This is a genomic window from Nocardia sp. NPDC050408, assembly GCF_044458905.1.
Lineage (GTDB): Bacteria > Actinomycetota > Actinomycetes > Mycobacteriales > Mycobacteriaceae > Nocardia.
Map to the genome: position 1 here is coordinate 20,333 of NZ_JBITIL010000023.1, position 20,233 is coordinate 40,565.

General features: G+C 65.8%; 26 protein-coding genes and 1 pseudogene. 20 read left to right on the forward strand and 7 right to left on the reverse strand.

Annotation, left to right across the window (positions count from 1 at the left end; translation table 11 throughout):
• Positions 1-36 precede the first annotated feature (36 nt).
• Entirely contained in the window at positions 37-1,332 is a 1,296-nt protein-coding gene (locus ACIBJI_RS37395) for a nicotinate phosphoribosyltransferase (RefSeq protein WP_397087939.1), read from the reverse strand.
• 120 nt (positions 1,333-1,452) lie between these two features.
• On the opposite strand from ACIBJI_RS37395, the gene clpS reads away from it, so the two are divergent.
• From clpS to rdgB, 10 genes are all read left to right on the forward strand, one after another.
• Positions 1,453-1,773: an ATP-dependent Clp protease adapter ClpS gene (clpS, locus tag ACIBJI_RS37400; protein ID WP_040687186.1), complete on the forward strand. Its 321-nt coding sequence runs from the start codon at positions 1,453-1,455 to the stop codon at positions 1,771-1,773.
• 23 nt (positions 1,774-1,796) lie between these two features.
• On the forward strand, positions 1,797-2,366 hold the full coding sequence (locus ACIBJI_RS37405; protein WP_364355678.1) for a DUF2017 domain-containing protein: 570 nt from the start codon (positions 1,797-1,799) through the stop codon (positions 2,364-2,366).
• Between the two features lie 103 nt (positions 2,367-2,469).
• A complete protein-coding gene (locus ACIBJI_RS37410; protein WP_364355681.1) occupies positions 2,470-3,531 on the forward strand; it encodes a P1 family peptidase in 1,062 nt (353 codons plus the stop codon).
• Positions 3,532-3,789: 258 nt separating this feature from the next.
• Positions 3,790-4,212 (forward strand): Mov34/MPN/PAD-1 family protein, encoded by a 423-nt coding sequence (locus ACIBJI_RS37415; RefSeq protein ID WP_397087901.1) that lies wholly within the window; start codon positions 3,790-3,792, stop codon positions 4,210-4,212.
• A gap of 31 nt (positions 4,213-4,243) precedes the next feature.
• Positions 4,244-4,516, forward strand: a complete 273-nt coding sequence (locus ACIBJI_RS37420) for a MoaD/ThiS family protein (RefSeq protein ID WP_364355687.1) — start codon at positions 4,244-4,246, stop codon at positions 4,514-4,516.
• A gap of 8 nt (positions 4,517-4,524) precedes the next feature.
• The gene (locus ACIBJI_RS37425; RefSeq protein WP_364355690.1) at positions 4,525-5,487 is read left to right on the forward strand and encodes a cysteine synthase; all 963 of its coding nucleotides are present in this window, start codon (positions 4,525-4,527) and stop codon (positions 5,485-5,487) included.
• Between the two features lie 163 nt (positions 5,488-5,650).
• Positions 5,651-6,364, forward strand: a complete 714-nt coding sequence (locus tag ACIBJI_RS37430; protein ID WP_396959914.1) for a rhomboid family intramembrane serine protease — start codon at positions 5,651-5,653, stop codon at positions 6,362-6,364.
• Positions 6,365-6,513: 149 nt separating this feature from the next.
• Positions 6,514-7,278 carry a cyclic nucleotide-degrading phosphodiesterase gene (locus ACIBJI_RS37435; protein WP_364355857.1) on the forward strand — a complete coding sequence of 255 codons (765 nt, stop codon included), beginning with the start codon at positions 6,514-6,516 and terminating at the stop codon, positions 7,276-7,278.
• A gap of 42 nt (positions 7,279-7,320) precedes the next feature.
• On the forward strand, positions 7,321-8,091 hold the full coding sequence (gene rph, locus ACIBJI_RS37440) for a ribonuclease PH (RefSeq protein WP_364355693.1): 771 nt from the start codon (positions 7,321-7,323) through the stop codon (positions 8,089-8,091).
• Positions 8,091-8,702, forward strand: a complete 612-nt coding sequence (rdgB, locus tag ACIBJI_RS37445) for an RdgB/HAM1 family non-canonical purine NTP pyrophosphatase (RefSeq protein ID WP_397087903.1) — start codon at positions 8,091-8,093, stop codon at positions 8,700-8,702. The genes rph and rdgB overlap by 1 nt, the downstream gene beginning before the upstream one ends.
• A gap of 126 nt (positions 8,703-8,828) precedes the next feature.
• On the opposite strand, the gene ACIBJI_RS37450 is transcribed toward rdgB, so the two are convergent.
• From ACIBJI_RS37450 to ACIBJI_RS37460, 3 genes are all read right to left on the reverse strand, one after another.
• Positions 8,829-9,203, reverse strand: coding sequence for a DUF3817 domain-containing protein (locus tag ACIBJI_RS37450; RefSeq protein WP_396959844.1), 375 nt, complete (start codon positions 9,201-9,203; stop codon positions 8,829-8,831).
• Entirely contained in the window at positions 9,200-9,655 is a 456-nt protein-coding gene (locus tag ACIBJI_RS37455; protein ID WP_364355699.1) for a transcriptional regulator, read from the reverse strand. The genes ACIBJI_RS37450 and ACIBJI_RS37455 overlap by 4 nt, the downstream gene beginning before the upstream one ends.
• 62 nt (positions 9,656-9,717) lie before the next feature.
• Positions 9,718-10,593, reverse strand: coding sequence for an oxidoreductase (locus ACIBJI_RS37460; protein ID WP_364355702.1), 876 nt, complete (start codon positions 10,591-10,593; stop codon positions 9,718-9,720).
• A 163-nt stretch (positions 10,594-10,756) separates the two neighbouring features.
• On the opposite strand from ACIBJI_RS37460, the pseudogene ACIBJI_RS37465 reads away from it, so the two are divergent.
• The 7 genes and pseudogenes from ACIBJI_RS37465 to ACIBJI_RS37495 form a co-directional block, all read left to right on the forward strand.
• Positions 10,757-10,948 (forward strand): annotated as a pseudogene (locus ACIBJI_RS37465) (hypothetical protein); the annotation flags it as partial.
• A complete protein-coding gene (locus tag ACIBJI_RS37470) occupies positions 10,935-11,147 on the forward strand; it encodes a hypothetical protein (protein ID WP_396959918.1) in 213 nt (70 codons plus the stop codon). The pseudogene ACIBJI_RS37465 and the gene ACIBJI_RS37470, both read left to right, overlap by 14 nt.
• Before the next feature lie 89 nt (positions 11,148-11,236).
• Positions 11,237-11,884 (forward strand): PadR family transcriptional regulator, encoded by a 648-nt coding sequence (locus ACIBJI_RS37475; protein ID WP_364355708.1) that lies wholly within the window; start codon positions 11,237-11,239, stop codon positions 11,882-11,884.
• Positions 11,885-12,108: 224 nt separating this feature from the next.
• Entirely contained in the window at positions 12,109-13,317 is a 1,209-nt protein-coding gene (locus tag ACIBJI_RS37480; protein ID WP_396959849.1) for an FAD-dependent oxidoreductase, read from the forward strand.
• A gap of 107 nt (positions 13,318-13,424) precedes the next feature.
• Positions 13,425-14,189 (forward strand): ABC transporter ATP-binding protein, encoded by a 765-nt coding sequence (locus tag ACIBJI_RS37485; RefSeq protein ID WP_364355714.1) that lies wholly within the window; start codon positions 13,425-13,427, stop codon positions 14,187-14,189.
• Entirely contained in the window at positions 14,174-15,742 is a 1,569-nt protein-coding gene (locus ACIBJI_RS37490; protein ID WP_364355717.1) for a hypothetical protein, read from the forward strand. Before ACIBJI_RS37485 ends, ACIBJI_RS37490 begins: the two co-directional genes overlap by 16 nt.
• 274 nt (positions 15,743-16,016) lie before the next feature.
• Positions 16,017-16,391 (forward strand): LysR family transcriptional regulator, encoded by a 375-nt coding sequence (locus ACIBJI_RS37495; RefSeq protein ID WP_364355720.1) that lies wholly within the window; start codon positions 16,017-16,019, stop codon positions 16,389-16,391.
• Here ACIBJI_RS37495 and ACIBJI_RS37500 read toward each other — a convergent pair.
• Positions 16,278-17,108, reverse strand: coding sequence for a helix-turn-helix transcriptional regulator (locus ACIBJI_RS37500; RefSeq protein ID WP_364355723.1), 831 nt, complete (start codon positions 17,106-17,108; stop codon positions 16,278-16,280). The genes ACIBJI_RS37495 and ACIBJI_RS37500 overlap by 114 nt on opposite strands.
• 124 nt (positions 17,109-17,232) lie before the next feature.
• Here ACIBJI_RS37500 and ACIBJI_RS37505 point away from each other — a divergent pair, with 124 nt between their 5' ends.
• From ACIBJI_RS37505 to ACIBJI_RS37515, 3 genes are read left to right on the forward strand one after another with little or no spacing between them, the layout of a single operon-like run.
• On the forward strand, positions 17,233-17,664 hold the full coding sequence (locus tag ACIBJI_RS37505) for a hypothetical protein (RefSeq protein ID WP_364355726.1): 432 nt from the start codon (positions 17,233-17,235) through the stop codon (positions 17,662-17,664).
• Positions 17,661-18,053: a hypothetical protein gene (locus tag ACIBJI_RS37510; RefSeq protein ID WP_364355729.1), complete on the forward strand. Its 393-nt coding sequence runs from the start codon at positions 17,661-17,663 to the stop codon at positions 18,051-18,053. The genes ACIBJI_RS37505 and ACIBJI_RS37510 overlap by 4 nt, the downstream gene beginning before the upstream one ends.
• A 5-nt stretch (positions 18,054-18,058) precedes the next feature.
• The gene (locus tag ACIBJI_RS37515) at positions 18,059-19,087 is read left to right on the forward strand and encodes an NAD(P)-dependent alcohol dehydrogenase (protein ID WP_364355732.1); all 1,029 of its coding nucleotides are present in this window, start codon (positions 18,059-18,061) and stop codon (positions 19,085-19,087) included.
• A 9-nt stretch (positions 19,088-19,096) separates the two neighbouring features.
• Here ACIBJI_RS37515 and ACIBJI_RS37520 read toward each other — a convergent pair whose 3' ends face one another.
• Both ACIBJI_RS37520 and ACIBJI_RS37525 read right to left on the reverse strand, forming a co-directional pair.
• Complete coding sequence (locus ACIBJI_RS37520; RefSeq protein ID WP_364355735.1) at positions 19,097-19,321, reverse strand: hypothetical protein; 225 nt, start codon at positions 19,319-19,321, stop codon at positions 19,097-19,099.
• 35 nt (positions 19,322-19,356) lie between these two features.
• Entirely contained in the window at positions 19,357-20,136 is a 780-nt protein-coding gene (locus tag ACIBJI_RS37525; protein WP_364355738.1) for an HNH endonuclease family protein, read from the reverse strand.
• Positions 20,137-20,233 lie beyond the last annotated feature (97 nt).

Here is a 20,233-nt window from a genome sequence, read left to right on the forward strand (position 1 = left end):
GGCTGACCAAGCGACGCCACGCCGAAGCGGTCCGGGTCAGTTCGCGAATGTCGTCGGAATCGCAGGTTCCCCAGCCGATAGCTTCAGGCCCTCCCACGGCAGGCTGACCAAACCGCGCGCTACCAACTTGCGGCTGTCCGCGAGCGTGGGCAGCTCATCCACCGGTTCGCCGTCGCGCACCAGCGGGGTCAGCAACTCGCGCACCTCGAATCCGTTTGCGGCGAGCTGGGTTCCGGCGGCCGGATAGATGATCTCCTCCACCACGGTGCCGGTCCGGCGCGACAGCCGAATCGCCTTCTTGGTGCCCCCGCGCGACTCCTTGTGGCTGCTGCGCTTGGCGACCGGCAGCCCGTCCACCTCGACCAACTTGTAGACCATTCCAGCAGTGGGTGCGCCGGACCCGGTGACCAGCGACGTCCCGACCCCATAGGCATCCACCGGTTCGGCGCGCAGTGCGGCGATCGCGTACTCGTCCAGATCGCCGGAGACCACGATGCGGGTCTTGGTCGCGCCGAGTCCGTCGAGTTGGTCGCGCACCTGCCTGGCCAATACGCCGAGATCACCGGAATCGATACGCACACCGCCCAATTCGGGCCCGGCGACCTCGATGGCGGTCGCCACTCCCTGGGTGATGTCGAAGGTGTCGACCAGCAGTGTGGTGCCGATGCCGAGTGCCTCGATCTGACCGCGGAATGCGGCGGCCTCGTGCGCGCCATCCGCAGCGCTGTGCAGCAGGGTGAACGCATGCGCGCTGGTACCCGCCCCCGGCACGCCGAACCGGCGCACGGCCTCCAGATTGGAGGTGGCGTCGAAGCCGGCCACGTATGCCGCGCGCGAGCAGGACGGCGCCGCGAGTTCGTGGGCGCGGCGGGAGCCCATCTCGATGATCCGGCGTCCGTCGGCGGCGCTCACCATGCGGGCGGCGGCCGAGGCGATCGCGCTGTCGTGATTGAGGATCGACAGGGCGATGGTCTCCAACAGGACGCATTCGGCGAAGCTGCCGCGCACCGAAAGAATCGGGGAGCCCGGGAAATACAGTTCGCCCTCCGGATAGCCGTCGATATCGCCGGTGAAGCGGTACTCGCGCAGCCAATCGATGGTCCTCGAGTCCAGGAAGCCAGCCGCGATATCGAGCTCCGGTTCCTCGAAACGGAAATGCGCCAGCGCCTCGACCAGTCGGCCGGTGCCCGCGACCACCCCGTAGCGGCGACCATTCGGCAAACGTCGTGCAAACACCTCGAAGGTGCAGCGGCGGTGCGCCGAGCCGTCGCCGAGGGCGGCCGCGAGCATGGTCAGTTCGTACTGATCGGTCAGCAGGGCGGTGCTGCGCATCTCCACCCCAGCCACTGTAGACAGCCGTGGCGGGCATGATAGGCCGGTGTGGTCGGGGTGTCTGTCAATTACCGGTGGACGGGTGTTGTGTATCCGGAGTCGAGTCGTACCCTGAGTGTTATGGCCTTGTGCGAAGTGAACGCGACACTGTCGGCGGCACAGGCGACTCCGGAGGCGGTCGAATACACCGAGATCCTGGAGGCCGAGGACCGTCCGTGGGTGACGGTCGTATGGGATGATCCGGTCAACCTCATGCACTACGTCGCCTACATCTTCCAGAAGCTGTTCGGCTACAGCAAAGCGAAGGCGACCGAATTGATGCTGAAGGTGCACAACGAGGGCAAGGCAGTAGTGTCGTCGGGTTCGCGGGACAAGATGGAACAGGACGTGCGACGGCTGCACGCCGCGGGTCTCTGGGCGACCATGCAACGGGACGACTGACCGGTACGACTACCCTGACGTCAGTGCGTAAGTGGAGCCGGAAGAACTCGCTGAGCGGCCTCAAATTGCGATCCGAAATGGACGCGCGTGAGGCGAGCGTGCTGCGGTCCCTGGTCGGCGCGGTTTCCGGCCTACTGACCGAGCGGGCCGAATCCGCACCCGACGATGAGCTCGCCGAGCTCACCGGGCTGCGCAGCGGCAATACGACCCCGCCCGACGATCCCCGGCTGCACCGGCTACTGCCGGACTTCCACCGGAGTGAACCGGGCTCACCCGATGCCGATCGCGCCGATCTCAACAGCGCGCTGCGCGGCCTGCACGAACCGGAGATCATCGACGCCAAGCTGGCCGCCGGATCGGTGGTGCTGAATACGGTGCCGACCGACGGCGGGAAGATCGTGCTGACGCCGGAGCAGGCCGACGCCTGGTTGACCGCGCTGACCGATGTGCGGCTGGCCTTGGGCACGGTGCTCGGAATCGATGCCGAAACACCGGATCACCTCGAACCCGATGATCCGCGCGGGCCGCATCTGGATGTGTACCACTGGCTGACGTGGATGCAGGATTCGCTGCTGCAGGCCCTCGCGCCCTGAGGGGCGTCCGTCCGGGAACCGATGCGCGGTCAGGTCCGCCGCGGCTCGAAGTGTCGCATGCTTGCATGGAGATCGTCGTGACCAGTAGTCAGGAGCACATGCTGTGAATGCGCAAGCCGGACTGCGGAATTCGCTCACCGATGTGCCGAGCCTGCTGGTCGGGCACCATCATCTGCTCGACCCGGACGCGACGCTGGGTTCCGGCGCGGCGACCGGCTGCACCGTCGTGCGCGTGCCCGGCGGTGCGATCGCGGCGGTCGATGTGCGCGGCGGCGGGCCGGGGACCAGGGAAACCGATCTGCTCGCCCCGGGCAATACTGTGCGCCAAGTGAATTCGATCCTGCTCACCGGCGGCAGCGCCTACGGACTCGCGGCAGCGGACGGCGTAATGCGTTGGCTGGAGGAACATCACGAGGGCATACCGATGGATCCGGCCGATCCGAGTCGGGTGGTGCCCATTGTCCCCGCCGCCGTGATCTTCGATCTTCCGTTGGGGGACTGGCGAATTCGACCGACCGCCGACTTCGGTTTCCGCGCGGCCGAGGCGGCGGCGGAGGAGTTCGAGCGCGGGTGCGTCGGCGCTGGCGTCGGTGCGCGCGCCGGTTCGATCAAGGGAGGCGTGGGCACGGCGAGCGTAGTGCTCGGCGCGGGTGCGGCCGCGGGTGTCACCGTGGCGGCGCTGGTTGTCGCCAACCCGGTCGGCTCGGTTTTCGATCCACGCACCGGCCTGCCATGGGGCATCGGCACCGAGGGCCCCGACGCATTCGGCCTATCTCCGGCTACGCCCGAGCAACTGGCCGTGGCCAACGCCCTCCCGGTCAAGGGCACCGTCCTCAATACGACCATCGGCGTGGTCGCCACCGACGCGCCTCTGGACCCGGCCAGCTGTCAGCGTATGGCGACCACCGCCCACGACGGGCTCGCCCGCGCCATCCGGCCCGCCCACTCGCCCCTGGACGGTGACACCCTCTTCGCCCTGTCCACCGGCACCGCCGAAATCACCGAGGCCGCGCTGCCGCCTGCGTTCCCATCCGACCTCCTGGTCCTGGACGAGATCTGTACCGCGGCGGCCGTCTGCGTCGAGCGCGCCATCGTCGATGCGATCCTGTCCGCCCACTCCGTGGCGGGCATCCCCGCGTACGCCGATCTCTTCTCGCGCTCCTAGCGGCCCCGCGCAGCTTCGGACGGTTTCGCTTATCGGCTGGCCGCGCTCGGAGCGGGTCCCGCAGAGTTTCGGGCGGCCCCGCACATCGACTCGCCGCCAGACATGCCGGGCGGGATCCGCGAAAGTGTGCGGGAGCCACGGGAACAGCGTCGAGGAGGGGACCGGCCGACAGGTGGATGGGAATAGCGGAATATTCTGGGTCGTTGTCGGGTGCGATGTGTCGGCAGCGGATATGCCGAATGCGGAAGGGTTTGACTCGTGCTGGTGATCAGGACCGACCTGGTGGAGGCGATGGTGGCGCATGCGCGCGCCGATCACCCGGACGAGGCCTGTGGCGTCATCGCCGGTCCGGAGGGTTCGGATCGGCCGGAGCGTTTTATCGCCATGGTCAATGCCGAGCGCTCGCCGACCTTCTACCGGTTCGATTCCGGTGAACAGCTGAAGGTGTGGCGGTCGATGGACGATGCCGACGAGACCCCGGTGGTGATTTACCACTCGCATACCGCCACCGAGGCCTATCCGAGCCGCACCGATATCTCCTATGCGTCCGAGCCGTTCGCGCATTACGTGCTGATCTCCACCCGCGATCCCGAGCAGCACGAACTGCGCAGCTATCGGATCGTAGACGGTGAGGTCACCGAGGAGCCGGCGCGGATCGTCGATGCGTACGAGACCGCTTAGTACCCATGTTCGTCGAATTCGAGGAGTCCCCATGCCGGTAACCGTGTCCATCCCGACCATCATGCGTGGCCTTACCGGAGGCGAGAAGCGCGTCGACGCGCAGGGCTCGACCCTGTCCGCGCTGATCGAGAACCTCGAGGCCAACCATCCGGGCCTCGCGGAGCGGCTGCTCAAGGACGGCAAGCTGAACCGCTACGTCAACATCTACGTCGACGACGAGGATGTGCGCTTCGCGGGCGGACTCGACGCGCAGGTGCCCGAGGACGCGAGCGTCACCATCCTGCCCGCCGTCGCCGGAGGCTGATCGAGCCCGTGGCGCGCTATGAATCGCTGATCGCGACCCTCGGCAACACCCCGCTGGTCGGTCTGCGCAACCTGTCCCCGCAATGGGACGGTGAAAATCCGGTGCGGCTGTGGGCCAAACTCGAGGACCGCAACCCGACCGGTTCCATCAAGGATCGTCCCGCTCTGCGGATGATCGAACAGGCCGAGGCCGACGGCCTGCTGACGCCCGGCTGCACGATCTTGGAGCCGACCAGCGGAAATACCGGCATATCGCTGGCCATGGCGGCCAAACTCAAAGGCTACCGGCTGGTCTGCGTGATGCCGGAGAACACCTCGGTCGAGCGCCGTCAACTGTTGACCATGTTCGGTGCGCAGATCATCGATTCCCCGGCCGCGGGCGGTTCCAATCAGGCGGTCGCGCTGGCCAAGCGGATCGCCACGGAGAATCCGGACTGGGTGATGCTGTACCAGTACGGCAATCCGGCCAATGCCTTGGCGCACTACGAGACCACCGGCCCGGAAATCCTCGCCGACCTGCCCGAGATCACCCATTTCGTCGCGGGTCTCGGCACCACCGGCACGCTCATGGGAACCGGCCGCTTCCTGCGCGAGAAGGTGCCCGGCATCGAAATCGTCGCGGCCGAACCGCGCTACGGCGAACTCGTGTACGGACTGCGCAATATCGATGAGGGCTTCATTCCCGAGCTCTACGACGAGTCGGTGCTGACAACTCGTTTTTCGGTCGGTCCATTCGATGCGGTGCGGCGCACGCGCGAGCTGGTGCTGGAAGAGGGCATTTTCGCGGGCATTTCGACCGGCGCGATTCTGCATGCGGCGCTCGGTGTCGCGCGCAAATGCGTGCGTGCGGGCACGCGCGCCGATATCGCCTTCGTGGTGGCCGATGGCGGGTGGAAGTACCTGTCCACCGGGGCGTACGACGGGACCCTCGAAGAGGCCGAGGAACGCCTCGACGGCCAGCTCTGGGCCTGAGTTTCGAGCGATCCGGCCGGAGCGTGCGCTTTTCGCGCGGAAAGTGCACGCTCACGCCTGTATCACCGGCCGTTTGGTCGCGAATTGCCCCGGTACTCTCGAAAGAGCGAGTCCCTTGTCGCATATCGTCGGCGTCCGGGTCTCGCTCGACGAGGAGGTTGCGATGACCGGCGGTTCGGGAATCGGTTCGTCGTTCGATCCGGAACGGATCGCCGCACTACGCGCCCAACTGGGGCAGTCGAGCATGCCTTCCGGTACGCCCGCCAAACCGAACAGCGTCGCGCCGATCAAACAGCTCTGGCTGCGCGCGGGCGTCATCATCACCGCATTCGTCGCCCTGCTCTACGGCATCGAAGGCGTCGACAACCTCGACCACAACCAACTCGATTACAACGGCATCGAACCGCGCGAGGCGGACGGCCTGTGGGGCATTCTGTGGGCCCCCGTCCTGCATCACGGCTGGGACCACCTGTTCGCCAATACGCTTCCGGTTATCGTCCTCGGCTTCATCACCCTGCTCGCGGGCATCGGTCGTGGACTCGCCGCCACCGCGATCATCTGGATCGTTGCCGGAGTCGGCGTCTGGCTCACCGGCGCCACCGGATCGGTGCATCTCGGCGCATCGTCGCTGATATTCGGCTGGCTGACCTTCCTGATCTCGCGTGGCTGGTTCGCCCGCAATCTGGTGCAGATCGGGATCGGCCTGGTTGTGCTGGCGATTTACGGGTCGGTGCTGTGGGGTGTGCTGCCCGGACAGCCCGGAATCTCTTGGCAGGGCCATCTTTTCGGGGCAATGGGTGGAGTGCTGGCCGGCTGGGTACTCTCTGGTGATGAACGTCGACACCGTCGCGGGGATCGAGCCGGAGTCAATGCGTAGTCGCGGTTGTCGCGCGGTTCGCAGCGGAATGTGGGGGATCGGTTCTTGAGCGAGCGAACAACAAAAACAGCCGGGCTCTCGCTCGTGACGGTGCCGAGCGTTAGCGAGGCGCTGTTATGAGCGAGAATTCGTCGTGGGAGCATGGGGGAATGCGCCTTACCGTCCTCGGGTGCTCGGGCAGTGTGTCCGGCCCGGACTCCCCAGCGTCGGGGTACCTACTGACCGGGCCGGATATGTCGCCGGTGGTCATCGATTTCGGACCCGGCGTGCTCGGCGCATTGCAGCGCTACGCCGATCCCGGTGAGGTCGATATCTTCCTCACGCATCTGCATGCCGATCACTGCCTGGATCTGCCCGGACTGCTGGTCTGGCGGCGCTACCACCCGTCACCTCCGGTGGGACAGGCGATCGTGCGCGGTCCGTCCGATAGCGCGGTGCGCATCGGCAATGCGTCCGCCGAGATCGGCGGCGCATGCGACGACTGGTCCGACGTCATCGATCACCAGACGTGGGTCGAGGGCGAAGCGATCGAATTCGGTCCGGGCCATACGGTGCTCGCGCGTCGGATGTATCACCCGCCGGAGTCGTACGGGCTGCGCATCGTGACCGCGACCGGGCGGACCTTCGTCTACACCGGCGACACCGCGATGTGCGATGCGGTACTCGAACTCGCGCAGGGCGCCGACATTCTCATGTCGGAGGCGTCGTGGACGCACGATCCGGCCAACCGGCCGCCCGGCATTCATCTTTCCGGCACCGAGGCGGGCATTATCGCCGCGCGTGCGGGCGTGAAAGAGCTGCTGCTCACCCACATTCCGCCGTGGACCTCCCGCGAGGACGTGATCGCCGAGGCGAAGGCGCAGTTCTCCGGACCGGTGCACGCCGTCGCACCGGGCGAAACCTTCGACATCTGACCGCCTGCCGCGCGCGGTTGGCCATGTGACTAGGCTTGGCGCGTGTCGAGACGAGCCGATGGCAGGGCGGACGATGAGCTCCGCGAGGTACGGATCACCCGTGGCTTCACCACGCATCCAGCCGGTTCGGTGCTGGTGGAGTTCGGGCAGACCCGGGTGATGTGCACCGCGAGCGTCACCGAGGGCGTGCCCCCGTGGCGTCGTGATTCCGGACTCGGCTGGCTCACCGCCGAATACGCGATGCTGCCCGCGGCCACGCATACCCGTAGCGGGCGGGAATCGGTGAAGGGCAAGGTCGGCGGGCGCACCCAGGAGATCAGCCGGTTGGTCGGCCGGTCGCTGCGGGCATGCATCGACCTGGCGGCCATCGGTGAGAACACCATCGCCATCGACTGCGATGTGCTGCAGGCCGACGGTGGCACTCGGACCGCGGCCATCACCGGCGCGTATGTCGCGCTCTCGGATGCGGTCACCTACCTCGGTGCGGCGGGCGGATTGGCCGACCCGCAGCCGATCTCGTGTGCGATCGCCGCGGTGAGCGTGGGTGTCGTCGACGGCAGGGTGCGGTTGGACCTGCCGTACGAAGAGGATTCGCGCGCCGAGGTCGATATGAATGTGGTCGCCACTGATACCGGCACCCTGGTGGAGATCCAGGGCACAGGTGAGGGCGCCACCTTCCCGCGCTCCACCCTGGACAAGCTGCTCGACTCCGCACTCGCCGGCTGTGAGCGGCTGTTCGCCGTCCAGAAAGAGGCGCTCGCGCTGCCGTATCCGGGTGTGCTGCCGCAGCCTGCCGAGTCGAAGAAGAAGTGATGTCGCGCCGCGTCCTGGTCGCCAGTCGCAATGCCAAGAAGCTGAACGAACTGCGCCGGATCCTCGCCGACGCGGGTATCGCTGGCATCGAGATCGTCGGACTCGGCGATGTGCCCGCCTACGACGAGGCGCCCGAGACCGGCGCGACCTTCGAGGAGAATGCGCTGGCGAAGGCGCGCGATGGCGCGGCCGCCACCGGATTGCCCTGTGTCGCAGACGATTCCGGGATCGCGGTGGACGCGTTGAACGGTATGCCCGGCGTGCTGTCGGCGCGCTGGTCCGGTGTGCACGGCGACGACGCGGCCAATAATGCCCTGCTGCTCGCCCAACTCGGTGACGTACCGGACGAGCGGCGCGGCGCACAGTTCGTCTCCACCTGCGCGCTGGTGGTGCCCGGCGGCACCGAGATCGTGGTGCGCGGTGAATGGCCGGGCGTGATCGGCCGCAAGCCCGTGGGCGACGGTGGATTCGGCTACGATCCGCTGTTCATTCCGACAGGCGGCGATGTCACCGCTGCCCAGCTGACGCCCGCCGAGAAGGATGCCGTGTCCCATCGCGGTCGCGCGCTGACTCAGCTGCTCCCGGCACTCGCGGCCCTCGCTGAGGCCTGAGTCAGCCGTACGCTCGAGAGGCTGCAACCGCTGCGGATCCTCCCGGCGACGGATGTGTGCCGCGCGACGGGCGGTGATTCCCTGTGAGGGTCGGGTCGCGCGGCGGGGTGCGGCGTTAGGGGTGGGTCAGAGGTCGAAGTCTTGCTTGACCTTGTTCGCGTTGACGTGCTCGACGAAGAAGGACAGCAGGGGGATGGTGCCTGCGATGAGGGTGCCGACGGTGCGCGGGATCGGCCAGCGCACCTTGACCGCGAGGTCTGCGGTGACCAGCAGGTAGACGAAGTAGACCCAGCCGTGCACGACGGCGATCCAGTTCGGGGTGTGCACATCGAAGCCGTACTTGACGATCATTTCGCCGGTGAGCAGCAGCAGCCACAGACCCGTCGTCCAGGCGAGTACCCGGTAGCGCAGGAGTGCGGGCTTGATCTTCGCGACGTCGGTCGCCCTCGGCTCGGGGGTGAGCGTCGCGGCGGATTCGGTCGAGTTCTCGCTGGTGGTCAACCGGCGCTCCTCTGTGTGTCGTGGGCGAGGCCCGCGTCCCGGACGTGTTGGTCGATATCTTGTGCGTGCAGCTCGGCCAGATATTTGTTGTATTCGGCGAGCACCGGGTCATCGTCGCGGGCAGCTTTGGGCCGCTCGGGCAGCAGTCCGGCCGGAATCTCGCGCGGCGCGTCGACTTTCGTGGGTCGGCGCGCCTTCGCGGGAGCCGGTTCAGCTTCCGGCTCCTTATCCGCTTCGGATTCCAGCCGCACGAACCGGAAGTAGGCGAAGACTGCGAATCCGGCGAACAGCGGCCACTGCAGTGCGTAGCCGAGATTCTGGCCGGTGCCGCTCGCGGATTCGAACCGCTCCCACTGCCACCATCCCAACGCCAAGCAGGCGAGGGCGGCCACTATCACCAGCACGATCAGGGCTGGGCGATTGTGTGCCGAGCGGCGAGGTGGAGCGGACACGCATACCACGGTACCCGTCTACTACACGGTACGTAGGAGCAGGTCGAGTCAGCGGTCGGGCCTCAGAACTTGTAGGTGATCCCGGTCATGCGCTCGGATTCCTCCCACAGTCGGCGCAGCAGTTCGGGATTGTTCGACAGCTTGCTCGACGGCGAGGGTTCGACCGGGCCCTGGCTCTGGAACAACCGGTTCGGCCCCCAGTAAGTGGTGGGATCGGCATCGGGCATGGTGGCCGCGAAGAGGGTGGAGTGGGCGGCCTTGGCCGGGGCATGGCCGATGATGCGGATGAAAGGCTTGCTGATCCGGTCGAGTGGGGTTTCGGTCCTTGCGAACAGATCGGTTGCAGAGACGCCCGGGTGTACCGCGTAAGAGCGTTTGTCGGAGCCCGCCTCGGTCAGCCGCCGTTGCAGTTCGCGGGCGAACATCAGGTTGGCCAGCTTGGACTGGGCGTAGGCGAGGTTGCGCTGGTAGCGGCGGTTCTCGTAGTTGAGATCGTCGATCCACAGTTTCGGGGTCTGCTTGTGCGCGATGCTCGCCAGGCTCACCACCCGGTCTCGGAGGCGATCCAACAGCAGCCCGGTCAGCGCGAAATGGCCGAGGTGGTTGACGCCGAACTGGGTTTCGAACCCGTCCTTGGTGCGTGAGAACGGAATGTTCATCAGGCCGGCGTTATTGATGAGCACATCGAATTCGCCGGTCTTGTCGACGAATTCGCGCACCGATGCCAGATCCGCCAGATCCAGCTGCTCCACCCGGACGTCGCCATCGATCCGGTCGGCGATCGGCTGCGCCTTCGCGACGTTGCGGCAGGCCATGATCACGGTGCCGCCCTTGCTCGCCAGCACCGAGGTGGTCTCGACACCGAGGCCGCCATTGGCTCCGGTGACGATGAAGGTGCGCCCACTCTGGTCGGGCATATCTTTCGGGTTCCACGCCATGAGCCGACCTTACTTCGGAGTAAGTTGCAGCGGAAGGGCGACACGCAATCCGGAACTTCGATCACCCTGCGCTGGCGTAGGCATGGGGCCGCCAACGGTGCGTTCTCGGTGATTGCTGTCGTGTCGCTGGGAGGAGGGGGTGGTGGGTGGCCCTACTTGGGGAATGGGCGGTGCGGTTGCTGTCGCTGAGAATACTTCGGAGCCGTTGGGTCGGAGCAAGACGAATGTCGTGTTTGCCGCGATTGTGCTCGGGATGTTACTGGCGGCGCTGGATCAGACGATCGTGTCGACCGCGTTGCCGACGATCGCTGCCGATCTGGGCGAGGCAGGGCATATGGCGTGTGTGGTCACGGCCGCCGATCTACGGCCGGGTGATCGGCTGCGGCTATCTCGCCGAAGATGCTGTGGGACTGCGACTTACCGGACAGCGCGAGGTCGACCGGATCCAGGCATCGTGGCGGCGCTGGTTCGATACCGAGCTCGACGATTGGGGCTGCGCCGATCCGACCGACCGTGCGCTGTTGGATCGGGCCCTGGGGAAGCCGCCAAGCTGAAGACGCCAGAGAACACGAGCCGGTCCACGCCCAGTACTTGTGCCCAACTACTCGTAGACGTATATTCGTAGACGAGTAAGGAGGTGTCCATGGTGGCGAAGCGCAAGGTGAACAATCTGCTGGCGCTGGCGGTGCTCGCGACCGTCATCGAACGGCCGATGCACCGCTACGAAATCGCCTCGCAGATGCGTGAGCGCGGCAAGGACCGCGATATGGACATCAAATGGGGCTCGCTTTACACCGTCGTGCAGAACATGGAGAAGGCGGGCTTCCTGGAGGTCGTCGGCAGTGAGCGCGACGGCGCCCGGCCGGAACGCACGATCTATGCGATCACCGATGCCGGTCGCACCGAAATGGCTGACTGGACAAGAGAATTGATTGCCGAGCCGGAGCTGGAACACCACCGGTTCACGGCTGGACTCTCCGTCGTGGCGGCGCTGCCGCCGGATGAAGTCGTCGAGTTGCTCGGCCGGCGCATCGACGCGCTGGGTCGCATCATCGAGGCTGCGCGCCGAGAACTCGATCAACTGGCTGCCGCCAATCTGCCCCGGCTTTTCGTCGTCGAAGCCGAATATGGTGTGGCGATGCTGGAGGCCGAGGTGGCGTGGGCCGCGTCGCTGCGTGACGAGATCGCCGCGGGCAGCTTCCCCGGCGTGGATCTCTGGCGGCATATGCATGTCGCAGGCATGTCGCCCGCCGAGGTCACGGAGCTGGTGGAAAGGGGGATGACGGAGTAGACGTCCCGCTCTCGGCCCGGTCCGTACCGGGCGGAGTGAATTGTCGAGACCGGGCCCGGCGGGGTGCGGCAACACCGCCGCCGAGCCCGATGTAACCGTCTCGAACCGCGTCCGCATGCGCGCACCCGGCTGCAAGGCTGGCAACCACAGGATAACTGGGTGTGCGATCGGACGGTCGGTTCGGGCTTCGAAGAACCCGTATCGCACATAACTGGAGTACACCCATGTCCAAAACAGAAACGGCCATTGTTATCGGCGGCGGTATCGCCGGACCTGTGACCGCCACCGCATTGCACAAGGCGGGCATTGCCGCTCGCGTCTACGAGGCCTATCCCGGTCCGACGTTCGGTATCGGCAGCGGGCTGGCATTGGCACCGAATGGTGTTGCCGCCCTTGACATTGTTGGTGCGGGCGACCGCATTCGCGCCATCGCGAGTCCTATATCGCATACGCAGCTTTCGGTGGGCGGCAAAGTGTTGCAAATGCCGGAAATGCCCGACGTGCCGTCATTGAAGATGGTCGACCGCAACGAATTGCACCGGGAACTGCACGATCACGCGGTTGCCGCGGGGATTCCTTTCGAATACAACAAGCGAATCGTGCGCGTCGACGAGGACGCGGACGGCATCACCGCGCATTTCGCCGATGGCAGTAGCGCAACCGCGGATGTGCTGATCGGCGCGGACGGCATTCGATCCACGGTGCGCGGTCTCATCGACCCGAATAATCCGGGACCGGAGTACACCGGGATGATCGGATTCGGTGCGATGCTCGACAGCGATTTCGGAATTCCCTCGGAGACAATGGTTTTCGCGTTCGGTAAGAAGGCGTACTACCTCTACGGAACCGTCGAGGGCAATAGGGTCATGTGGGGTGCGAATCTGCCGCACAAGGAGTATCTGTCGCTGACCGAGGCACGCGCGATTCCGGCCGAGCGCTGGTTGGCAATCCTGCGGGAGACCTACGCCGAGGACACTCCGGGCGGTGAATTCGCCCGCAGGACCACTGCGGAAAACCTGGAAACGACTGGCGCACTGCACATTATGCCGCCGGTGCCGACCTGGTATCGGGGGCGCATGGTGTTGGTGGGGGATTCGGTGCACGCGCCGTCCAACAGTTCTGGGCAGGGGGCGTCGCTGGCCATCGAGAGTGCGGTGCAGTTGGCGCGGTGTCTGCGGGACCTGCCCGATCACACCTCGGCCTTCGCCGCCTATGAAGGGGTGCGGCGGCCGCGGGTGGAGGGTGTCGCGGCGCGGGCGCGCAAGATCAACCACAGCAAGACGCCGGGACCGGTGGCGCGGCGGATGATGTCCTTGCTGATGCCGCTGCTTATCAAGGCGATGAACCCGGAGAAGACCATGGGTGTCGAGCAGCGGTATCGGATCGAGTGGGATGCGCCGGTGCAGCAGGAGTTGGTGACCGCGAAGGCGTAGTGCTGGTGCTGCCTGTCTCTTCCGGGGACGGGCAGCACTATTTCGAACCCGGCGGCCGGTTCGTCCGTAACGTAGGAGATGGGAATTGAAAGACAAAGGGGGGATAGATGGTGCATACCGATCCTGCGTTGCAGCTGACCGGGCTCTATAAGCGATTCGGCGGCCCGTGGGTCGTCGACGATGTCGGCCTCACGGTGCCGCCGGGCTCGTTCTTCGGGCTGGTCGGCCCGAACGGTGCGGGCAAGACCACCACCTTGTCGATGGCCTGCGGACTGTTACGGCCGGACGCCGGACAGGCGCGGATCTTCGGCGTCGACGTTTGGGCCGATCCGGTCGCGGCGAAGACTTTGGCGGGCGTGCTGCCGGACGGCCTTGCGCTACCGGAGCGCCTGACGGGCCGAGAACTATTGACCTACACCGGTTTACTGCGCGGTCTGCCCGCGAATACGGTGGCCGAACGTGCCGATGAACTGCTCGGAGTCTTCGAATTGACCGGTGCCGAACGGACTCTCGTCGTCGATTACTCCGCGGGTATGCGCAAGAAGATCGGGTTGGCCACGGCGCTGCTGCACGCACCGAAACTACTGGTGCTCGACGAACCGTTCGAGGCCGTGGATCCGGTGTCGGCGAGCACGATTCGCACAATTCTGCAGCGGTTCGTCGCGGCGGGCGGTGCGGTGGTGCTGTCGAGCCATGTGATGGCGCTGGTGGAGAACCTGTGCGATCGGGTAGCGGTGATCACCGCCGGGCGAGTGGTGGCCGCGGGCACGCTCGACGAGGTGCGCGGGGACAGTACCTTGGAGGCGGCGTTCGTACATCTGGTCGGTGGCCGAGTCGGCGGGGAGGACGGGCTGTCGTGGTTGGCGTCCTGATTCGGATGCGGTTGCTGCTGACCAAGCGTGCTCTGGGCAACGGCTGGCAGGGCGTCACCTTCGTCAGCGGTGTGGTCATCGGCGTCGTATTCGCGCTCGGTACAGCGGGTCTCATCGGATTCGGGGTGCGGGACGGCGACGTGGGCGGTGGTGTCACGGTGGCCGCTGCGTGGTATGGAATATGGACGCTCGGCTGGCTGTGCGGTCCGGTATTGATGGGCAGCAGCGATGAGACCGTGCAGCCCGAACATCTGCGGCTGTTGCCGCTGAGTCATCGACAGTTGGCCACCGGGCTATTGGCGGCGGCGTTCGTGGGGCCTGCGCCGGTGATCAATCTGCTGGCGTTCGCTGGACTGGTTGTGCTTGCGGCGCAACTGAGTTGGGCTGCCGTCGGGGTCGCGGTGGTCGGTGTGGTGCTGCAGTTGTTATTCGTCGTGGTGCTCTCGCGGGTGGTGCTGGCGTGGATCGGTGCCGCGATGCGTTCGCGGCGGGGACGCGATCTCGGGGTACTGCTGGCGGGTCTCGCCGGTTTGGCCTACTACCCGATGAGTTTCCTGCTGAATCATGTGGATGCGGTGCGGGAATCGGCACCGTGGTTGGCGAATCTGTTGCGCGTGTTGCCTTCCGGGTGGGCACCAGTTGCGGTGGGAGCGGCGGCGCGCGGTGACTGGTTGTCGGCAGTGGGCGCGTTGGTCGGGTTGTCGGCCTTGACAGGGGTGCTGTGGTGGGCATGGTCTGTGCTGTTGCGGAGGCGGTTGACCGCGCCGCTGGATTCGGTATCCGGCGCGGGCGGGCGCGGGATGCTGCTGAGTCGGGTGCGGACGTCCGGGCCGGTGGGTGCGGTGGTGGTCAAGGAGTTGCGAACCTGGTCGCGAGATAGCCGACGCCGGGCGGCGCTGTTGCCCGTGCTGCTGGTGGGTGCCCTGCTGCCGGTGTTTCCGGCAATACAGGGCGACGGTTCGGGCGGCGTGGCGTTCGCGGGTGTGAGTGCCGCGTGGTTCGCGGGCCTGGCCGCCAATAACCTCTACGGCTACGACGGCACCGCACTCTGGCAGACACTGGTGACTCCCGGCGCGGTGCGCGCCGATGTGCGCGGACGACTGCTGGCCCTGCTGCTGGTGATCGGGCTGCCGTCTGTGCTGCTCGCAGTTGTGCTGCCGGGCGCGCTCGGCCGTTGGTCGATGTATCCGTGGACGCTATCGCTACTTTTCGCTGTCCTCGGCGTCGGCGCGGGCTCGGCCGTATTCCTGTCGGTGACCGCGCCCTACCCGCTACCACCGCGCACCGGAAACCCCTTCGCCTCCTCCGGAAACCCAGGCTGCGCAAAGGCTTTGGTGCAAGTCGCCACCAGCTTGGGCCAACTGGTCGCGCTGATCCCGGTCCTGATCGTGCTGCTCATCGGCCTAGCCCTCGACATCACCGCCGTACTGTGGCTGGCCCTACCGGTCGGGATTGCGATCGGGATCATCGCAGCTGTGCTCGGTGCGCGTCTCGCCGAAGAGCGATTGTCCGCCCGCGGACCAGAAGTTCTTGCGGCTGTGCAGCCGCGTTGATGCTCGCATCGCGCGGCCACCAGGTCTTGTCTCGAAGTGGTGGGCGTCCATCGAGCCGAGTCGAATGGTGGTACTGAACCCTGTCCGGAACCGGATGGTGCCTCGGAGAGTGACTTCCAGACAGGCCATAGCCGGATGGCTGGGACAATCCGCGTATGCCCCCTGGTCACGCCCCGCTCTAATCGAATGGCAGAAGTCGCGGCAGGAATTCGAACGACGGGCCGTGGGATAGGGATCGGCTGGTCGAGTATTGGGAGAGAAATACACTTGTTGGGTGGGCGATAGGGATTCCGATGGCAGTTTCGATCTGAATCAGCTGCGGACGTTCCTGGCGGTGCATCGCGCCGGATCAATTACGGCGGGAGCGCGGTTGGTGGGGTTGTCGCAGCCGACGGTGACGACGCAGTTGCCGCGCGCACGTGGTAGGTCACTGCTGAGGTGGGTGTCGGTTCCGGGTGCGCGCAGGTTTTGCCGCCGCCAATGCGCAGCGACCTGTCCGTGGCGGGTTTGCGCGTTGGCGGAACCACCTGGTGAGTCATTGCGGAGATGGGGCGTAGGTTTTGTGCGCTTGCGCCTGACGCTGTTCGGAGCGGCGGCGGAGGTATTCGGCGGTTCGGTCGTCGGCGGGGAGGAAGGCTTCCAGGTGTAGTTCGGAGAGGGTTATGTCTACGGCAGTGGCGAAGCTGGTGATGGTGGTGATGAGGCGGAGTTCGCCCTCGGGGGTGGTCAGGCGGAGCGGGACGGCGAAGCCGAGGTGGTCGGGGCCGGGGGTGGCGGCGGGGAGGTAGCTTTCGAGCTCGGCGATGAAGTCGTCGAGGCGGGGGTCGGGACTGCGTAGGGCCTTGCCGCGCAGGCTTTCGGTGACGTGGCGGCCCCATTCGGGGAGGTTCAGCACGCGTCGTGCCAGGCCGTCGGGGTGTAGGGCGAGGCGCAGGACATTGATCGGCGGGTTGATCAGTTCCGTGGCGGCCCCCTCGGTGAGGATGTCGAAGGCGGCATTGGCGGCGACCAGTCGGCCGTAAGGGCGGGTGACAACGGCGGGGTAGGGCAGATGCCCGTCGAGAATGCGCTCCAAGGCGACCCGCACCGGACCCAATTCCGGTGTGTCCAAGTCGGATTCGGGGAAGATTGGGGCATATCCCGCGGCGAGCAGCAGGGCATTGCGCTCGCGCAGCGACAGTTCCAGCGATTCGGCCAGCCGCACCACCATGGTGCGTCCCGGGCGCGAGCGCCCCTGTTCCAGGAAGCTCAGATAGCGCTGGCTGGTGTCCGCGCGAATAGCCAGGTCGAGCTGGCTCACATGTCGCTGCGTGCGCCAATGCCGCAACTGCTGAGCGAACGGATTCGGCTCCACCACTGTCGTCATGAATTCAGTGATATCCGACCCGCGGTGTCCGCGCCATTCCCCGGAGGGAATCACCGAACCCGCATCGGATGTCATTCCCTGCAGGGAATCGCGCCACAACGCCGCGCTCGCAAAACTCAGTGCCATGAGCAACCAAGACCTGAGCCGTTTCGCCGAGCGCTACATGTCCCAGTGGAACGAATCCGATCCGGAGATCCGCCGCAAGCTGATCCACGAGATTTGGGCACCCGAAGGTGCACAGACCCTGGTCGACCCACCGGTGGAGATCCGCGAGGCGGCGGCGAACCTGAACTTCGCCGTACCTGCCCTGGAAGTGCGCGGCCACGACGCGATGGAAGCCCGGGTGTCCCGCGCCTACGAGATGTTCGTGGCTCCCGGCGAGTACATCTTCGAGGTGGGGGCGGCCACCGGGTTGCCCGCCGGTCTGATCGGCCTGCCTTGGTCGATGGTTTCGCGCGCCGACGGTTCCGTCGCGGGCGGCGGTTACGAGGTGATCGGGCTCGACTCGGATGGTCGCATCACCTTCGACCACCAATTCATCGAAGGCGTGCGATGACCGAAGTGGCGACCTTACGGTTCAGCCGGATAGTGCGCACCGCCGACGGTGGCTCCCGATTCGTCGATGCGGAACTCGCACTGACCGGTCGAACCGTCGCGGCGGGCGTACCCGCGATGGCCGTCGCCGGAATGTCGGCGGCGGCGACCGTAACCTACTTGCGCAGTGCGCAATTCGACAGCGAACCGCATCCGGCTCCAGCACAGCAATGGGTTGTGATGCTGCGGGGCGTAATCGAAGTGACCACGAGTGACGGCGCTCAGCGCAGATTCGGCCCCGGCGACCTCGTCCATGTCGAGGACACCGACGGCCGCGGCCACATCACCACTGGTGTCGGAGAAGCGCCCTACGAGGCGCTCTTCGTGCCTACCACAGAAAGCAGATCATGAAAGCCATGAAAGCCATGAAAGCCATTGCCTACCACCTCGATCCACTACAGGGGCGCGCCGGTTTGACCGCGCGGGTGCAAGAACTGCCGCAGCCGGGACCGAATCAGGTGGTCATCAGGGTGCGGGCGGCCTCACTGAACCGGCGGGATCTCATGCTGATGGACGGTATCTACCCGCTGCCCGCGACCCCGGGCATCGTCCCGCTGTCCGATGGTGTCGGTGAGGTTATCGCCCTGGGCGACAATGTGACTCGCGCCGCGCTCGGCGACCGGGTGACCGCGTCGTACTTCGTGCGTTTCATCAATGGCCCGCAGCGACTGGCGCAGGTCGCTGAACAGTACGGCGCCAACTACAACGGCATGCTAGCCACCTATGCGGTCATCGAAGAGGATTCTGTGGTGCACGTGCCCGAACATCTCACCGATGTCGAGGCGGCCACGCTGACCTGCGCGGGAGTCGTCGCGTGGGCGTCGCTGACCACACCGGTGCCGGTGTCTTCGGGGCAGACGGTACTTACCGTCGGCAGCGGTACCGTCGCGTTGTTCGCCGTGCAGCACGCGAAAATGCTTGGTGCCAGGGTTATTTCGATAACGTCCGGCACGGAGAAGGCGGAGCGACTGCACAAGCTCGGCGCGGACGAGACCATCGACCGCAACGCGACGCCGGACTGGGACGAGAAGGTGCTCGAGCTCACCGACGGCCACGGCGTCGAACATGTGGTGGAGGCCGTCGGACTGCCAACCCTGTCGAAATCGGTGCGTTCCGCAGGCTACAACGCGACGATCACCATGATCGGCGCATCGCAGCTGCCGGAGGGAGAGACATTCGAGAATCCGTTCGTCGGACCGTATCTCGCGATCCGCCGGATCGCGGTCGGCAGCCGGGACGATTTCGAGGCGATGAACCGCGCCATCACTGCCCATCGCATGCGCCCCGTCATCGATCGGACCTTTCCGCTCGACCAGGCGGTGGAGGCGTACCGCTACTTCCGCGAGGACAATCCGTTCGGCAAGGTCGTCATCACCATGCCGTAGGCCTGTGGATCAGGCCTCGAAGGGCACGATATTGCCTGCTGCATCGCGGGTTCCGGCGGTAGCTTCGATCGCGGCCGCCAACTCGGCGACGGTGGTCCAGGTGCGCGGCGGCTCCGCCTCGAGATTGCCGATGGTGTACCAGGTCTCGGTTTTGCGATAGCGGACCAGACCTTTACCCGTCGCATCGACGGTCACATCGAGCTCGCCGGAGACCGTCCCTTCCTCTTCGGTCATGACGGCGGCCTTGGCGGAAATCTCGATGATGTCGCTTATTTGAACTCTCCTCGACTGACGCAGTCGGCGACTGCGTTGCGCAGTGCGGTGTGTTCGGCGGGATCAACGTTCAGCGCGTATTTTACTTTGATCTTGACGTAATGCTCGAGATAGCCACACCGGAATTTTCCCGGCGGCAGGTAGTTCGCGACGTCTTGGTCACCCTTGGACCTGTTGGCGGAGGGATCGGAGGCGATCAGATTGACGGAGTCGTTGGCAATCCGGCGGCGGGTATCTTCATCGCGCTTATTCGCACCCGAACGCCACGCCTCGGCCAGCGGCACGATGTGTTCGGCGTCGACTCCGGCCGGGTCGGTTATGAACTTGTACGGCTTGAGCTTTCCGGTCTTGGAATCCAGTACGCCGTACTGGTCCTGCCAACCACCGCCGCGGCCGACGGTGAGCTCACAGGTTTTCGGGTCGAGTTTGACCGAGCCCGTCGCGTCGCGGAGCATCATCACGTCACGGCTGGTGCACTTGCTGTACTGCGTGAAGTCCGGGCCGAAGCCGTGCTCGGGCTTATTGGTATCCCAGTGCGGGAACTTCTCCCGGCTGTAGCCTTCCATCGACTCCTCGGGCGCATCGACGAGCTGGCCGAGCAGATCGTTGATGTCCTTGCCGGACGCCGTTGTGACATCCGCCGGTCCGGATCCCTTGCCGGTCTTACCGGTCCACTCGTCGATGAAGGAATAGCCAACGGCGACAACGACAGCCAAGACGATGGGTGCGCAAACAGCGAGTACACGACGCGCGGTGCGGGATGACAACCACTTCACAAAGATCGAACTTCCTAGCCTCGCACCGATGAATTTGTCGGGCGTCAAGCTACCTGCGGCCGATCGTCCCGTATGTGATTGTCGCGTATGACGTTCG

Coding starts and splice junctions, on each gene's coding strand:
- ACIBJI_RS37395 (WP_397087939.1), bottom strand. CDS start 1,332: ATGCGCAGCACCGCCCTGCTGACCGATCAGTACGAACTGACCATGCTC.
- clpS (WP_040687186.1), top strand. CDS start 1,453: ATGGCCTTGTGCGAAGTGAACGCGACACTGTCGGCGGCACAGGCGACT.
- ACIBJI_RS37420 (WP_364355687.1), top strand. CDS start 4,244: ATGCCGGTAACCGTGTCCATCCCGACCATCATGCGTGGCCTTACCGGA.
- ACIBJI_RS37430 (WP_396959914.1), top strand. CDS start 5,651: ATGACCGGCGGTTCGGGAATCGGTTCGTCGTTCGATCCGGAACGGATC.
- ACIBJI_RS37435 (WP_364355857.1), top strand. CDS start 6,514: ATGCGCCTTACCGTCCTCGGGTGCTCGGGCAGTGTGTCCGGCCCGGAC.
- rdgB (WP_397087903.1), top strand. CDS start 8,091: ATGTCGCGCCGCGTCCTGGTCGCCAGTCGCAATGCCAAGAAGCTGAAC.
- ACIBJI_RS37460 (WP_364355702.1), bottom strand. CDS start 10,593: ATGGCGTGGAACCCGAAAGATATGCCCGACCAGAGTGGGCGCACCTTC.
- ACIBJI_RS37475 (WP_364355708.1), top strand. CDS start 11,237: ATGGTGGCGAAGCGCAAGGTGAACAATCTGCTGGCGCTGGCGGTGCTC.
- ACIBJI_RS37480 (WP_396959849.1), top strand. CDS start 12,109: ATGTCCAAAACAGAAACGGCCATTGTTATCGGCGGCGGTATCGCCGGA.
- ACIBJI_RS37485 (WP_364355714.1), top strand. CDS start 13,425: ATGGTGCATACCGATCCTGCGTTGCAGCTGACCGGGCTCTATAAGCGA.
- ACIBJI_RS37500 (WP_364355723.1), bottom strand. CDS start 17,108: ATGACGACAGTGGTGGAGCCGAATCCGTTCGCTCAGCAGTTGCGGCAT.
- ACIBJI_RS37505 (WP_364355726.1), top strand. CDS start 17,233: ATGAGCAACCAAGACCTGAGCCGTTTCGCCGAGCGCTACATGTCCCAG.
- ACIBJI_RS37510 (WP_364355729.1), top strand. CDS start 17,661: ATGACCGAAGTGGCGACCTTACGGTTCAGCCGGATAGTGCGCACCGCC.
- ACIBJI_RS37515 (WP_364355732.1), top strand. CDS start 18,059: ATGAAAGCCATGAAAGCCATTGCCTACCACCTCGATCCACTACAGGGG.
- ACIBJI_RS37520 (WP_364355735.1), bottom strand. CDS start 19,321: ATGACCGAAGAGGAAGGGACGGTCTCCGGCGAGCTCGATGTGACCGTC.